Raw genomic sequence first — 14,457 nt, forward strand, 5'->3', positions numbered from 1 at the left:
ACAGCCTTATTTCTTAAGCCACTTCAGCGCTTCTTTTACTGTAGCATCCGCTTTGATATTCTCGAAGTTAGCAGAACCGTTAACAGCAACATCTGGTTGTATCTTGCCTTTGTATACTTTTTTGTTCCGGTCAGCATAGTAGGCAGTAGAAACGTTCAGCACAAAATCATCGGTGAGTTGTAGCCAGGCGTTGGAAGTAGTGAGGCCCATACTTGGTTTACCGAAGAAGCGCGTGCTTTGCCGGCCTTTAAACATTACGGCCAGCGTTTCACCGGAACTAGCTGTATGCGGACCAATCAGTACTGCCACTTTTACTTTCTTCTTTACCTCGCAGTTCTTTGTCAGGTCAGTTGGTTTCCAGTCGTCGTAAGCAAAGTTAGCATTGATCATACGCCAGGTGCTGGTTTGTTTATTGTCTGCATCCATAGCGCCGCCCACCATGCCATCGCCTACCAGCGGGCCTATTCCTGTTGCCATTGGGTACATATTGCCACCGGTGTTCACACGCAAGTCCACAATCCAGCCATCTAGGTTGCCGGGGTTTAGCTCACAAAGTTTCTGGCGTACTTTCTCGGCAAATGCTGGTATCTTATCCTGTGGCATGTTCATCTGCGGTATCAGAATGTAGCCATACTTTCCGTCAAGTACCTCGCTGCGTAATTTAAATTCCCCTTTCATTACACGCTCTGTTAGTTGCTTCGACTGCTCGTCCTGCGGCAGGAGTGCCATAGGGTCCAGAATACTGACCTGCATGTTTTTGTAGTAAATAACGCTGTGCTGATCGTTTAGGGAGGCGAAGACAGAGGCAAACACCGGCTTCAGTTCCTTAACTGTTTTAGCGTTGGCAGTTTGGTGATGGAGGTCCTGGCGCAGCTTTTGCCAATCCACCTGGTGTTTGTAGAGCGACTGCTGGCTCATAACAGTCAGTACAGTATCCAGGTAAAAGCGAAGACTGTCTTTAATAACGGGCTTTTGGGCAAAGCCAGAGCCAATAGCTGTAAAGAATGCTAAGAGCAGTAACGGTAATTTTTTCATAGTTGTAAGGTTGTAGATCTAATATCGGTGCTGCAAAGTTAATACTTTAACAATCAGGAAGTAAGCCAGGAGGGGTAGCAAGCGCTATAAATTAGATGAAAAGGAGTTTAATTATGACTAAAAGGCTGTTTGCCTGTACATACAAGTTGTGTTAGAAGTTAATAGGTTAATTCACCTTAAAGTATGGCAACACGCCTGCTGTTGCAGAAGATACTGCATCATTATGCCACAGCTTTAAATAATTTTTTAACCCTCAAGCAACCTTTCCTCTAAACATGCATCTTTAGTTCGAAAGCAGTCAGGAAAGACTTGCAGAACAAAACGATAATCATACAACTATGAAGATGCAGAAATTTTACACGACTTCCCTTAGCTTAGTAATGGTGCTTATGTTGGTAACTATGCCGCTAATGGCACAGCAACTGAAAGGTAACGGCAACATCCAAACTCAAGACAGAAATGTATCTGGTTTTACCGGCATAGATGTAAGCGGTGGCTTTTATGTTGAAATTACACAAGGTAGCAACGAAAGCCTGAAGCTAGAGGCCGACGAAAACCTGCTCAGCAACATAAAAACAGAAGTTAGAAACGGTGTGTTGCACATTTACAACGATAAAAGCCTCTCTAACTCAAAAGGAATGAAAGCTTACATAACAGTAAAAGAACTAAACAAGGTTGATATAAGCGGCGGCGTTAAAGTAGTAGGCAACTCGACTTTTAAAACCAATACCATGAAACTGGACATGAGCGGAGGTTCTAAAGTAGTGCTGGCAATAGAGGCAAAGGAGTTAAGAGCTGATATGAGCGGCGCCAGCAAAGTAGAACTTAAAGGCAAGGCTGATAACCTGGTAATGGAAATGTCGGGTGCATCTAGTGTAGATGCTGCTGACTTTCAGGCAAAAGATGTAAAGATAGGAGCCAGCGGTGCCAGCAAGGTAAAAGTACACGCTGATAAAACCCTGCACATTGATGCTTCTGGTGCTTCGTCGGTATACTATAAAGGCTCGCCAAGTATAACTTCCGAGACATCGGCGGCGGCCAGAATTTCAAGATTGTAAAAGAGAATACAACCACATATCCTGAAAAAAGCAGCTCTATTTTAGGGCTGCTTTTTTGTTCGTATCATTGGTGAACGGTAAGGAAAAGTATAGCTTTAAATGAAAAAACTCCTTTCGATACTTCTTATACTTATTTGTCTGGATTCTTTTGGCCAGGGCAGCCAGGCTTTTGAGTTTAACAGGATCTACTCCTATGCTCTGCAGGAGGATGTGCAGAAAATACTCTCTGTTTTGGACACAATACCTGACCAGTCGCTTACGGAGGAGCAAAAAGACATCAAAGGAAGGTACCTGCAGCGCTTTAGGAACCAGAACGAGTCAATGGACTGCAATACCGATGATCCTATGCTCAGGAGCCTGCTGAAGCTGTACCAAATATATTGGAGGAATGCCCTGCTAGATAAGCAGCAGCTAAAAAAGTATGATGAACAGCTAAAAGACAGTATTGCTACTTTCTTAATTGCCCACAACTACAAATCCGACACATTAACGCGTCCGGAAATAGCCGCCAGCTTTGGGCAGCACCTAAAACGTTACCTGGCTAATAGTGGGTACTTTTCTGCAACCGGTAAAACCGGCAATCTGTTCGACCTGTTCGTTTGGTCCAAAGAAGATACGGTGACTTATAACGTTAAGCTACCCGAGACAGAAGTAAAAACCACAGTCGTCTTTTTAGAGAACCCTGTTACCATGGGGTGGGAAGAATATGCCACCTTTGGCAAGTATTACCCGGGAGGTTGGGCTACTAAGGAGCAATTGTACAGCGTAGACAAAGCCTACGACAAGAACAGCGAGAACTTTAAGGTTAGCTACCTTGCACACGAAGCACAGCACTTTGCAGATTACAAGACCTACCCGAATTTAACCGGCGTAGATCTGGAGTACAGGGCAAAGCTAACCGAGTTAATTTTAGCAGAAGAAACGCTCCATAAACTATTAACGACTTTTATCAGTAATGCCAGCAGCGAGGGCAGGAACTCCCATGCATTTGCTAACTATGCTGTAATACGGGATCTCTCCAAAGCTATCTATAAACAAGACTTTGTTTCTGATGTACAGCAATGGAAACAGGTTGAGCCGGATAAGATCAGGAAGAAAAGTAAAAGACTGTTAAAGCAGCACTCGAAATCACTAAAGAAAGCAGGCGCAGACACCGTAACAGAGTTTATCTTTTAGCTGCAGCACATAAGAGACTAAGTACAAAAGAACAGAGGCCGATGCAAGTATAGCATCGGCCTCTGTTCTTAAGAGCTGCTAATATTAAAGGCAACTCAAAATCTAAAATACTAAGTGTTATCGAACTGGTACAGGCAGCACAGGTAAGCTGGCATGGCCCTCCTTATCTACAGACTGCACTGCAAAGAAATAGTTGTCTTTGGAGTATGGCAGGGTAGCTTTTGTGTCTGTTACATAAAACTTCTTTTCCCAGTTAGACTCGTGTGTTGGGCGCATTAGTACATAATATCCGGCTGGCTTTTGTCCTTTGCTTGGTGCTTCCCACTTCAGGTCAGTTTTGTTGGTAAGGTTAGAGGTAATAACGCCTACTTTCTGAGGAGCAGCAGGTGCCCAGGCTAAGCTAGCCATGGTTGCCAGGTTAACACCAGCATTTTTGCGCAGGTACTCATAATCCATGTATTCTGGTAAATCGCCGTATTGCTTGTCGCCTTCTTTGCGCACATCCTGGTGCTGGTGATCAAAGTCTTCGTTCATTTCGCTCATACGCACAGCAGTAAATCCCTGGCGGTTGAAAGGGGTGTGGTCGCCTCCACGCAAGAAGCGGTCGGAGCGGTGCACCAATACTACATCTAGTTGGTCTACATACTTTTCACCAACCATTTCCATGTATCGGGCCAGGTTGCGGCTTGGGCTATCGTTTTCGGCACCCAAGGTTTTGCGCAGGCGGGCCTGCTCTTCGGTTTCGTTGGCCGGTGTACCCTCGCTGAATATGCGCACCTTTGTGTTGTCGTGAATTCCTGTTTCAGCAGAATATGAGTTGCCTACAATATCGTTGTTCTGCATGGCTACCAGATTCCAGCCTTCTTTTTTTGCACGCTCTGCAAGGTGCGTAGAGCCGTACAGCCCTTGTTCTTCACCCTGGAAAGCAACAAACATCAGTGTAGCCGGAAACTTTTTAGAGGCCATGATACGAGCCATCTCCATCACAATGGCAACGCCAGAGGCATCGTCGTTTGCACCTGGGGCTTTGCTTTTGGCATCCATAACATCAGTGGCTCTGGAATCTAGGTGGCCGCCTACTATGATCACACGGTCATCATTTGGGTCGGTGCCTTTAAGTATAGCCATAACGTTAGCCATCTCCACATCGGCCGGTATACGGCGTCCGTCTGCTTTCACTACAAACTTGTCCATTTCCACGGTCATGCGGCCACCAGAGGCTTGGGCATACTTCTCAAATTCAGACTTTACCCACTCACGGGCTGCACCAATTCCTTCTTTTTTGCTGGTGGTTGTACTTAAAGTATGGCGTGTGCCGAAACTTACCATTTTACGCACCAGGTCTTCTAGGTTTTTAGCAGATATCTGGTTTACCATCTGCTTTATTTCATCGTCCTGTTTTACAACTTCCTGGGCTATACTTTGAGTAGGGTTAATAATGTATGATCCTGCCAGCACAGCCACCGCTAGCAGTCGGGTTAGGTTAGTTTTAAAGGTCATGTTTGTTTTTGGTATTAGTGATAATTGATAAAGATAAGCAAGAATCTGCAAAAATCATTGTTTTGACAGTGTTAGGAACATGACAATTGTTTCCGTTATCAAATTGGTTTACCGGGCCCAACCGTCCCTAACCCCTCAGAGCAACACTCGCTAGTTTCTAATTCTCGTTCTCATTAGTCCAAGGCGGGGAACATTGCTGCTGCCAAAATCACAAGCACTGTTGCAAATGCTTGGCCTCTCAAGCAACAAGATTTTTTGAAACGTTCTATCCATCCTAAATCCTGATTTAAAAATCCAGCTTGCACCTTTCGTCCTGCAGCAGGTATAGCTCTTCATCCACGCTAAGTATGCTTTTGGTGTTAAAGAACTCCATCTGGTAGCGTTTCGAGAACTCCTTTCGCTTTATAGCTTCCAGAAAGCGGCGGGCATCGTCTCTCGACTCAAGTATAAGCCCCGGCACCTTTGTTGGTTTCTCGTCCTCGTCTTTTGCTACCATAGTAAAGTAGGAGGTGTTGGTGTGTTTGATGATGCCGGTTTTTACATTTTCGGCCTCTACCTTTATACCTACCATTAAAGAAGTATTGCCTACATAGTTTACCGATGCCTTTAGTGATACCAATTCCCCAACCTCTACAGGCTGCAGAAAATTAACACCATCTACAGATACTGTAACACAATAGTTGCCGGCATGCTTGGCAGAGCAGGCATAGGCTACCTTGTCCATTAGTGATAGTAAAATGCCGCCATGTATCTTGCCACCGAAGTTGGCATAGCTCGGGATCATGAGCTCGGTAAGGGTGGTTTGGGAATAAGATACTGTTCTAAAAGCTGGTATGGTCATGGTTAAAGTATGGCAAGTTTTAATGCCTATACTTTAACAGCGGCTTAGCAGTTGCGCTTACAGAAAAACCACGTCCTTCACCACCTCGCTGCCAGCCTCTATGTTCAGCAGCTCTATCACCTTGCTTTTAGACATGTTCAGTTCGTGCTTGAGCGGGGCAGAAGTAAGGCGTACAAACAACTTTCCGTCTTTAAAGTATAGCTGCTGCGTTTTCATGGCGATGGGTTTGCCCATGATCTTCTCCCAGTTCTGCACCAGTTGCACTTCTCCCAGCTTACCGTCCAATCTGTAGGCTTTCATCAGCGCTTTCAGGCTGTCTCCAATCGGCTGGATGTCCGCTTTTCGTCTGTCAATCTCTTCTTTCTTCTTGTAGTAGCGCACGGTGTAGGGAATTATGAATTAGTAATGCTGAATTATGAATGGGTGATCTGCTTGGTCTACCAATATAAATTCTGCTGCTCTTTTAAGTTTGCAAATATTGAAGAGCGTGGGCAAAGTTAGGAGATAAAGAACGCTTAATGTTCAAATCTATAAATTTCTGAGGTATTTATGTAGATGAGATTAATAATTACTAGGAGGAAAACCTAGTGTTCTACTTCACTACTTTTACAATATACTCTTCCTTGCTGTCTATTTTCTCCGTGTTTAAGCCTCCTCTCGAGATAGCAGGTATAGCCAGAAAGACATCTTTATTTGTGTCATTCAAGTCGAATGTGTAGGAGATTTGTGAGCGATTAGCGTACTGTTGCGGCTTTAAACAATTGTAGAAGTCAGTGTTTTCAGCAATCCTCAGTGAGTATACTCCTGTAGAAAGTAGAACGAGACCTATTTTAAAGCGGTAGCCAGATTGATTGCACCCATATGAGGCAATAATAAAAGTCGTGCGCTCATAGTTTTTTGTTTCCGCTTTAACTTGGTTTGATGAGACTACTTTGCAGAAGCCATCGGCAGGTTGGGAGTAAACCTGATATAAAGCTGAATAAGACAGTTCAACAGGAAGAGAAACAGAGTCAACTAATGCCGTTTGTTTTGACTTTGAGTCAAACAGGAACTTATTATTCAGATTGGTCTCAATCCAGATCGTATCACCTAAATTATAACTTTTCTGGAAAGGAGTTAAGCTTAACGTTTCTTTGTAAATATTTGCTGGTTCAGGATCGGGAGGATAATCATCGCCACATTGGAAACCCATTGCTAAGCATATAACAACTGCAACTAATAAGTATCTGTATTTCTTCATGATGCATTGCATTTAAAGTCGCAGGTTAAAACTTATACTTTAACGCAGTACTAGTAATTCAGGCTCATATTAATATAACAAATGTTTAAGAAATCAACTTCACCACTCCATCCTTTACCTCAAATCTACGGATACTTTCCGAAAGGCCTTCGAGTATTTTATCCGTCCTATCTAAATGGGTGTCAGTTAAAAATATCTGGCCGAAAGTATGGGCGGCTACCATTTGCATGAGCTTGGTAATGCGCTTTTCGTCTAATCGGTCAAATATGTCATCGAGCAGGAGCAAGGGCTTGTGGTGATGGCGCTGGTCCATTACCTCGAAGTGTGCCAGCTTTAAGGCGATAACATAGCTTTTCTGTTGCCCCTGCGAGCCGAAGTTTTTCACTGGGTTGCCATCCATCAGAAACACGAAATCGTCTTTATGCGGGCCTACGGTAGTGCGCTGCAGAGCTAAGTCTTTGCGCTCGGCCTGGTGCATCAGGTAAGCATAATCGGCACCCAACAGCTGGCTTTTGTAGGTAAGGGTAACCGTTTCGGAGCTGTCGGAGATGTGGCGGTAATGCTTCTGGAAAACAGGCACAAACTCCTCTAAAAACTTCTCGCGCTCCTGCGTCAGCTGCTCGGCAAAAGGTATAAGTTGCTCGTTTAGGATGTGAAGGTAATCTCGGTCTAAGTAGTTGCGTTCGGCAAACTGCTTTAGCAGCGAGTTGCGCTGTTTGAGTATATAGTTATATTGTATCAGCTGCTCCAGGTAAGTATGGTTAAGTTGCGAAATAAGGCTGTCGAAGTACTTGCGGCGTTCTTCGCTGCCTTCGCGTATCAGATCGGTATCGTAAGGCGAGATAAGCACCACCGGAAACTGACCGATGTGGTCGCTTATCTTCTCATACACCACCTTGTTGTGCGTTACTGTCTTTTTCTGGCCCTGCTTCATGCTCACCTGCACGGTGTGCTTGGCACCCTCAATCTCAAAGCGGCCTTTCACCATAAAAAAATCCTCGCCCTGCTTTATGCTTTGTACTTCGGTGCCCGGAAAGGCGCTTTTGGTCATGGAGAGGTAATGGATGGCGTCGAGCAGATTTGTTTTGCCGCTTCCGTTGTCGCCGATAAAGCAGTTAATATGCTCCGTAAAGGCAAGCGAGGCCTCTTCGTAGTTCTTGAAGTACAGCAAACTGAGATTTTCGAGGAGCATTTTTTCTACTTTGAATTCTTTTTCCTTAATTTCGCAAGCTAAACCCGTTATGGGCCTGATTGCCCGCTGTTTCAGGTGCTTTTCCGCCTGAACATGCAACGGATAAAACCCAGATTAGATTTTTACCCATGGCTGCTACGAAAGATAAGGCAAAAGCGAAGTCGGCGAAAGCAAAGGTACAGGCTGAGCCAAAGTTTTCAAAAGAAACATACATGTGGTGGTATGAGAACATGAAACTCATCCGCCGCTTCGAAGAGAAAACGGGTCAGTTATATGGCCAGCAAAAGATAAAAGGTTTCTGCCACCTGTACATTGGCCAGGAGGCTTGTGTGGCTGGTGCCGTAACTGCGCTTACAAAAGACGATAAGTGGATTACTGCTTACCGCGACCATGCACACCCACTTGCCTTAGGTACAGATCCGGGTGCTGTAATGGCCGAAATGTTTGCCAAAGCTACCGGTTGCTCTAAGGGTAAAGGTGGCTCTATGCACATGTTCGACAAGAACGTGAACTTTGTAGGTGGCCATGGTATCGTAGGTGGTCAGGTGCCACTTGGTGCTGGGTTGGCGTTTGCCGAAAAGTATAACAACACAGGCAACTTGTGTATTTGCTACATGGGCGACGGTGCGGTGCGCCAAGGTGCATTCCATGAGGCTCTGAACATGGCCATGAGCTGGAAACTGCCTGTTATCTTCGTAATCGAGAACAACGGGTATGCAATGGGTACATCAGTATCGCGTACTTCTAACGTGCAGGACCTGTACAAACTGGGTTCTGCTTACGATATGCCTTCTTTCCCGGTAGATGCCATGAGCGTGGAGAATGTACACACTGCTGTAGCCGAGGCTGCAGAGCGTGCGCGTGCCGGCGAGGGACCAACTCTACTGGAGTTCAGAACTTACCGCTACAAAGGCCACTCTATGTCTGACCCGGCTAAGTACAGAACAAAAGAAGAGCTGGAAGACTACAAAGGCCGCGACTCTATAGAGGCAGTGGCAGCTACAATTCTTAAAAATGGCTGGGCTACACAAGAAGAGCTGGACGAGATTGACGAGAAGATGAAGCAGCGTGTGGCAGAAGCTGTTAAGTTTGCAGAAGAGTCTCCTTACCCGGATCCGTCGGAGCTTTACACGGATATCTACGTGGAGGAAGACTATCCATATATCATGGACTAAAACGCTTTTAATTAAAAATTAGGAATTAAAAATTATAAATCTGGTGTTTGAGTATTATAATTGTGGTTTCTAATAACTTATAATTTCTAATTTTGAATTTCTAATCTATCAATACTAATGGCAAAAGAAACAGTTAAGAAGCACAGCGAGTTTGAGGAGCTGGTAGAAAATCCGGATGCGTTGGCAGAGCGCCTGACAACAGGTTCTGAGGATTTTGTGAAGAGAAATAAAACAAAGCTACTCGTAGTGTTTGCCACTATTGCTGCAGTTGTTGTGGCTGGTTTCTTATACTACAATTACAAGTCTACCCGTAGCACAGAAGCTCAGAACGCGATGTTCCAAGCGGTGTATTATTTTGAGCAGGACTCTCTGGGCAAAGCTCTTAACGGCGACGGACAGTACCTTGGCTTGTTAGCTATTGCTAGTCAGTATGATGGAACAGATGCCGGTAATCTGGCTAACTTTTACGCTGGCGTGGCATTGCTTAAAGAAGGTAAGTTTGCAGAGGCGCAGGAGTACCTGGAAGATTTCGAGTCAGATGACTACCTGTTGCAGGCGCGCGCTTACAGCTTAGTAGGAGATGCCATGCTGGAGCAGGGCAATAACAAAGAAGCTGCCGACATGTATATGAAGGCCGCTAACTACAATGCAAATCAGTACTTCTCTCCGCAGTACCTGATGAAAGCTGGTATTGCTTTCGAAGCAGATAACAATTTTACAGCAGCTGCAGAGGCTTACGATAAAATCATCACTGACTTTGTTGCTTCTAACGAAGTTTCGGAGGCCAAAAAGTATAAAGCCCGTGCTGAGGCACTGGCTGGTGGCAAAAACTAAAGTATACTTTGGCTGATGCCTATGAACAGAAAGCGCTTTTGCTAAACAGCAGGAGCGCTTTTTTGTTGGTATCTTGCCATACCGGAAGTATAAAAGCAAACTAAGTAATGTGCAGGCGTTATACTTCGTAATACACCAATAACTAACAACCCTTAACGAGCAACGAAATAAGAAATGGCTACATCTTTAAAGAACCTGAACGAATACAAAAAAGACAATTTTAAAGATATCTCAGATAAAACCGTTGGCATAGTAGTGGCTGAGTGGCACGATGATATAACGAGCGTGCTTTGCCAGGGAGCTGTAGAAACGCTTCTGAAGCATGGGGCAAAAAAAGAAAACATCTTTATCAACTCAGTGCCGGGTAGCTTTGAACTTACTCTTGGCGCACAGTTTCTGGCGCTGCAGGAAGAAATTGATGCCGTGATCTGCATTGGCGTTGTAATAAAAGGCGATACCAAGCACGATGACTACATTAACAATGCAGTAGCCAACGGACTTACCAATGTGGCTTTGAAATTTAATAAACCTGTTGCTTTTGGCCTGGTTACCACTAATAACCTGGAGCAGGCATTAGACAGGGCAGGAGGCAAACATGGCAATAAAGGTGTAGAAGCGGCTGCAGCTGTTATTGGTATGCTGAGCTTTTAACTTAGTAGAAACAAATAAATAGAATAAAACAGGAAGAGGCAGCCTTATTGGGCCGCCTCTTCCTGTTTAAAATATGTTGCTTCGCTTTACTAGAACTTAATACCGAAAGCTATACCTGTACGGATTCCAAAGCCACCAAATGCGCCGGTATCGAAAGCATCTTCTTCACCGCTTTCTACTTTGATGCTTCCAGCGTTGTAATTAGGTCCAAAGAAGGTATCTAAAACAAAGCGGTCAGCAAAAACCCACTGGCTTCCTACCAGCATACCGCCACCAAAGGTCTTAAAAGTTGCTTTATCCGTATGGTCACTGTGACCTTCGTACTCAGCAGTCATGTTAAATGATTGGTAGCGCATAAATGGTGCAATGTAAAATCCTTGAGGAGCTTCTTTAGATTTGGAAAGGTACTTTCTGAATTCTGGAGTAATGCCATAGCCGCTGAATTTTGTATCCTCGATGCTGAAACCTGTGTAGAATACGCCAAGCTGCATACTCTTGTCTGCGGCTATGGTGCGCTCATAAAACACAGATCCTGTACGAACGATCGGGCTGATTACATTGATTTTAAAGATGTTGCTCTGAGCCTGTGCAGTACTCATAGAGATGGCAATTGCTGCCACAACGAACAGTAAAATTCGTTTCATAACTAATGAAAATAAAAAGTGGAAGATGTTAATATACAGCAACAAATATATATTTTATTAGATACTTAGCGAGAGAATTCAAAAAAATATTTTATATGTTATAACATCTTTTGCACGAATATTGATGTACTATAGCGTAAAAGTATCTGGAGTAAGGAGTTATTAAATTTTGATAACCCATAGTATATTCAAATCTTTAATCTTATTTTTGCACGAATTTTAGTGAAGATGCTAATAAACAGACTCTTGTACTAAAGTGAATACAATAGCTTAGCCGCGTTGAAGCGGCTGTGAGGTATAAGTTGGAATTAATAACCCAGATATTGAGTTAAAGATATACAGTTCAAAAAAAGCAAAATGAACACAAACGAAGAAAAGCAGCGCTATTCGCGTGAGGAGTTAGCAGAATTCGAGTCAATCATTGAAGAGAAGCTGACTAACGCCCGCAAAGAAGTGGCCTTTATAAAAGAAACCCTTAGCCGCCGCAACGATTCAGGTACAGATAACACAGCGTCTCCTACGAAAGTGTTGGAAGATGGTGCTGATACTGCTGAGAAGGAAAGCTTGAACCAGTTGGCATCCCGCCAGATGAAGTTTATCCAGCAGTTGGAAAATGCCCTGATACGTATTAAAAACGGCACGTACGGTGTTTGTATAGTAACAGGCAAACTTATCCCGAAAGAGAGACTGCGTGCAGTACCGCATACACAGCACTCTATTGAGGCTAAATTACAGCGTAACGACTAGTACTTTTACAATTTGAATATCCTGCAAAACCATATTCAGGCCCTGGTATTCTGTGCCCAGTCCCCGATAAGTATCGAAGAAATTCAGCGTTGCTTACAGGAGGCGTTAGGTATGGAAGAAGTTTTGGTAAGCGATGTGCTGGAAGCCGTAGAGGCGATCAACGAGCAGCTTAACGAAGCCAACTTTGCCTTCCAGATCTACGCGATTGGAGGAGGCTATCAGTTTCTGACTAAACCGGAGTACCAGGAAACGGTAAGTACTTACCTAAAGCATAAGTCAAAGAAAAAGTTGTCAGCGTCTTCTCTGGAGACGCTGGCAATTATTGCCTATAAACAACCGATCACGAGATCGGCGTTGGAGCAAATTCGCGGCGTTGGCTGCGACTATGCTGTTCATAAGCTGCTTGAAAAAGAGCTGATCGAGATAAAAGGCAAAGCCGATACCATTGGGCGCCCTGTACTTTACGGCACTTCCCAGAAATTTATGGATTACTTCGGCATCAACCACATCAAAGACCTTCCGCAATTAAAAGACTTCGCCACCGAAGAAAACATGATTGGCGAAACAGCCGATTAGGCTGCACCCTTAATGAACTATAAATAGAGATTTTCTATTATACTGCACATAACAAGGATACAGTAGCGATACTGCATCGATAACAATAATACCATGGCAAGAGAAAACGAAAGACCTGCCCGCGATAATGCCGGCAGAGGAGAAGGTTTTGGCAGAAGAGGTTCTGACAGACCAAATAACGACCGCGAAGGGAAAAAAATCTTTAACAGGAGAGATAAAAACGACAGATCCGATGACGGTGGGGAGCGTGGCGAACGCCGCAGCTTTAACTCCGACAGAAGAGATAACGATAGAAGCGAAAACCGCAGAGGCGGTGAGCGCAAATCTTTTGGCGACAGAAGAGAAGGCGGTGAAAGAGGAGAGCGTCGCTCGTTTGGGAATGATAGGAGAGAGGGCGGCGAAAGACGTTCTTTCAACTCAGACAGACCAAGAAGAGAAGATGGTGAGCGCCGTAGCTTTGGCAACGACAGAAGAGAAGGCGGAGAGCGCAAATCTTTTGGCGGAGGCAGACGCGAAGGTGGCGAGAACCGTGAAAGACGCCCGTCTGAAGGAAACCGTGTAAAACGCTACGATCGTGAAAACGAAGGTGGCGAGCGCAGATCTTTTAACGCTGACAGGCCGGACAGAAGAGACGACCGCAGGGGGGATAGAAGAGAAGGTGGAGAGCGTCGTTCTTTTAACAGCGATCGCCCACGCCGCGAAGACGGGGAAAAAAGATCGTTTGGTAACGATAGACGCGAAGGTGGTGACAGAGGCGAACGCCGCTCTTATAGCGACAGAAGAGAAGGAGGCGAACGCAGAAGCTTTAACGCCGATAGGCCAAGAAGAGAAGATGGCGAGCGTCGTTCTTTCAGCAATGATCGTCCGCGTCGTGATGCAGGTGAGAGCCGCAGCTTTGGTGGCGAGAGAAAGCCGTTTAAGGCAGACCGCGAAAGCAGATTAGGTAAGCAGGCAGCTAGCCGTAACCGCTTCAGCGACCGCAAAGAAGGCGGAGAGCAGGAAGCACCGGATTATAACCTGAACCGTTACAAAGACAACCCGCGCATCAAGAAAACAAATCGCAAAGAAGACGAGGACGGCACTATTCGCCTGAACCGTTTTATTGCCAATGCAGGTGTTTGTTCGCGCCGTGAGGCAGACAGCCTAATTGAGGCCGGCGAGATAAAAGTGAACGGGGAGGTGATTACGGAGATGGGTTACAAAGTACAGCCTTCTGACAACGTGCAGTATGGCAAAAAAATCCTGAACCGTGAGAAGCTGGTATACGTGCTGCTAAACAAGCCGAAAGACTTTATCACGACTACAGAAGACCCAGAAGGCCGTAAGACCGTGATGGACCTTGTAGCGAGTGCCTCTAAAGAGCGTATCTTCCCGGTTGGCCGCCTCGACCGCAACACAACAGGATTGCTGTTGTTCACGAACGATGGCGAACTGGCCCAAAAGCTTACGCACCCATCAAACAACATCAAGAAGATCTACCAGGTAGAGCTGGATAAACCTGTCACCAAAGCAGACTTCCAGAAGATTGTAGAGGGCGTAGAGCTGGAGGATGGCAAAGCTGAGGTGGATGATGTAGCCTTGCTAGGTGACTCTAATAAGTTTTTAGGTCTTGAAATCCATATTGGCCGCAACCGCATTGTGCGCCGCATTTTTGAGCACCTTGGTTACGAGGTAGTAAGCCTGGACCGAGTTCAGTATGCCAGCCTAACCAAGAAAGACGTACCGCGCGGAGAGTGGCGATTCTTAACTGAGAAAGAAGTTATCAGACTTAAATTCTTTATGTAAGAC

The 14,457-nt window shown here is 45.0% G+C and carries 15 protein-coding genes; 8 read left to right on the top strand and 7 right to left on the bottom strand.

Annotated features, from left to right (window positions below; translation table 11 throughout):
* Positions 1-6: 6 nt before the first annotated feature.
* On the bottom strand, positions 7-1,035 hold the full coding sequence (locus tag H8S84_RS15065; protein WP_187068186.1) for a S41 family peptidase: 1,029 nt from the start codon (positions 1,033-1,035) through the stop codon (positions 7-9).
* A 338-nt stretch (positions 1,036-1,373) separates the two neighbouring features.
* Here H8S84_RS15065 and H8S84_RS15070 point away from each other — a divergent pair, with 338 nt between their 5' ends.
* Positions 1,374-2,093: a head GIN domain-containing protein gene (locus H8S84_RS15070; protein ID WP_187068187.1), complete on the top strand. Its 720-nt coding sequence runs from the start codon at positions 1,374-1,376 to the stop codon at positions 2,091-2,093.
* 99 nt (positions 2,094-2,192) lie between these two features.
* Entirely contained in the window at positions 2,193-3,269 is a 1,077-nt protein-coding gene (locus H8S84_RS15075) for a hypothetical protein (RefSeq protein WP_187068188.1), read from the top strand.
* A 117-nt stretch (positions 3,270-3,386) separates the two neighbouring features.
* Here the strand turns inward: H8S84_RS15075 and H8S84_RS15080 are convergent, their stop codons facing one another.
* The 5 genes from H8S84_RS15080 to recF form a co-directional block, all read right to left on the bottom strand.
* Complete coding sequence (locus H8S84_RS15080; RefSeq protein ID WP_187068189.1) at positions 3,387-4,769, bottom strand: M28 family metallopeptidase; 1,383 nt, start codon at positions 4,767-4,769, stop codon at positions 3,387-3,389.
* Between the two features lie 286 nt (positions 4,770-5,055).
* Entirely contained in the window at positions 5,056-5,610 is a 555-nt protein-coding gene (locus H8S84_RS15085; RefSeq protein ID WP_187068190.1) for an acyl-CoA thioesterase, read from the bottom strand.
* Between the two features lie 57 nt (positions 5,611-5,667).
* Positions 5,668-5,991, bottom strand: a complete 324-nt coding sequence (locus H8S84_RS15090; protein ID WP_187068191.1) for a DUF721 domain-containing protein — start codon at positions 5,989-5,991, stop codon at positions 5,668-5,670.
* 211 nt (positions 5,992-6,202) lie between these two features.
* Entirely contained in the window at positions 6,203-6,850 is a 648-nt protein-coding gene (locus H8S84_RS15095; RefSeq protein ID WP_187068192.1) for a hypothetical protein, read from the bottom strand.
* An 85-nt stretch (positions 6,851-6,935) separates the two neighbouring features.
* Positions 6,936-8,042, bottom strand: a complete 1,107-nt coding sequence (recF, locus tag H8S84_RS15100; RefSeq protein WP_187068193.1) for a DNA replication/repair protein RecF — start codon at positions 8,040-8,042, stop codon at positions 6,936-6,938.
* Between the two features lie 128 nt (positions 8,043-8,170).
* Between recF and pdhA the strand changes: the two genes are divergently transcribed.
* From pdhA to ribH, 3 genes are all read left to right on the top strand, one after another.
* Positions 8,171-9,217 carry a pyruvate dehydrogenase (acetyl-transferring) E1 component subunit alpha gene (gene pdhA / locus H8S84_RS15105; RefSeq protein WP_187068194.1) on the top strand — a complete coding sequence of 349 codons (1,047 nt, stop codon included), beginning with the start codon at positions 8,171-8,173 and terminating at the stop codon, positions 9,215-9,217.
* A gap of 117 nt (positions 9,218-9,334) precedes the next feature.
* Positions 9,335-10,051, top strand: a complete 717-nt coding sequence (locus tag H8S84_RS15110) for a tetratricopeptide repeat protein (protein ID WP_187068195.1) — start codon at positions 9,335-9,337, stop codon at positions 10,049-10,051.
* A gap of 174 nt (positions 10,052-10,225) precedes the next feature.
* Positions 10,226-10,702: a 6,7-dimethyl-8-ribityllumazine synthase gene (gene ribH / locus H8S84_RS15115; protein ID WP_187068196.1), complete on the top strand. Its 477-nt coding sequence runs from the start codon at positions 10,226-10,228 to the stop codon at positions 10,700-10,702.
* Between the two features lie 89 nt (positions 10,703-10,791).
* On the opposite strand, the gene H8S84_RS15120 is transcribed toward ribH, so the two are convergent.
* A complete protein-coding gene (locus H8S84_RS15120; RefSeq protein WP_187068197.1) occupies positions 10,792-11,346 on the bottom strand; it encodes a DUF3575 domain-containing protein in 555 nt (184 codons plus the stop codon).
* A 357-nt stretch (positions 11,347-11,703) separates the two neighbouring features.
* Between H8S84_RS15120 and H8S84_RS15125 the strand changes: the two genes are divergently transcribed.
* The 3 genes from H8S84_RS15125 (at position 11,704) to H8S84_RS20225 (ending at position 14,454) form a co-directional block, all read left to right on the top strand.
* Complete coding sequence (locus H8S84_RS15125) at positions 11,704-12,093, top strand: TraR/DksA family transcriptional regulator (protein WP_187068198.1); 390 nt, start codon at positions 11,704-11,706, stop codon at positions 12,091-12,093.
* A 12-nt stretch (positions 12,094-12,105) separates the two neighbouring features.
* Positions 12,106-12,669, top strand: coding sequence for an SMC-Scp complex subunit ScpB (scpB, locus tag H8S84_RS15130; protein ID WP_187068199.1), 564 nt, complete (start codon positions 12,106-12,108; stop codon positions 12,667-12,669).
* A 93-nt stretch (positions 12,670-12,762) separates the two neighbouring features.
* Positions 12,763-14,454, top strand: a complete 1,692-nt coding sequence (locus tag H8S84_RS20225) for a pseudouridine synthase (protein WP_187068200.1) — start codon at positions 12,763-12,765, stop codon at positions 14,452-14,454.
* The last annotated feature ends 3 nt before the right edge of the window (positions 14,455-14,457 follow it).

This window comes from Pontibacter cellulosilyticus (assembly GCF_014306105.1).
GTDB classification, from domain to species: Bacteria; Bacteroidota; Bacteroidia; order Cytophagales; family Hymenobacteraceae; genus Pontibacter; species Pontibacter cellulosilyticus.

Coding starts and splice junctions, on each gene's coding strand:
- H8S84_RS15065 (WP_187068186.1), bottom strand. CDS start 1,035: ATGAAAAAATTACCGTTACTGCTCTTAGCATTCTTTACAGCTATTGGC.
- H8S84_RS15070 (WP_187068187.1), top strand. CDS start 1,374: ATGAAGATGCAGAAATTTTACACGACTTCCCTTAGCTTAGTAATGGTG.
- H8S84_RS15075 (WP_187068188.1), top strand. CDS start 2,193: ATGAAAAAACTCCTTTCGATACTTCTTATACTTATTTGTCTGGATTCT.
- H8S84_RS15080 (WP_187068189.1), bottom strand. CDS start 4,769: ATGACCTTTAAAACTAACCTAACCCGACTGCTAGCGGTGGCTGTGCTG.
- H8S84_RS15085 (WP_187068190.1), bottom strand. CDS start 5,610: ATGACCATACCAGCTTTTAGAACAGTATCTTATTCCCAAACCACCCTT.
- H8S84_RS15095 (WP_187068192.1), bottom strand. CDS start 6,850: ATGAAGAAATACAGATACTTATTAGTTGCAGTTGTTATATGCTTAGCA.
- recF (WP_187068193.1), bottom strand. CDS start 8,042: ATGCTCCTCGAAAATCTCAGTTTGCTGTACTTCAAGAACTACGAAGAG.
- pdhA (WP_187068194.1), top strand. CDS start 8,171: ATGGCTGCTACGAAAGATAAGGCAAAAGCGAAGTCGGCGAAAGCAAAG.
- H8S84_RS15110 (WP_187068195.1), top strand. CDS start 9,335: ATGGCAAAAGAAACAGTTAAGAAGCACAGCGAGTTTGAGGAGCTGGTA.
- ribH (WP_187068196.1), top strand. CDS start 10,226: ATGGCTACATCTTTAAAGAACCTGAACGAATACAAAAAAGACAATTTT.
- H8S84_RS15120 (WP_187068197.1), bottom strand. CDS start 11,346: ATGAAACGAATTTTACTGTTCGTTGTGGCAGCAATTGCCATCTCTATG.
- H8S84_RS15125 (WP_187068198.1), top strand. CDS start 11,704: ATGAACACAAACGAAGAAAAGCAGCGCTATTCGCGTGAGGAGTTAGCA.
- H8S84_RS20225 (WP_187068200.1), top strand. CDS start 12,763: ATGGCAAGAGAAAACGAAAGACCTGCCCGCGATAATGCCGGCAGAGGA.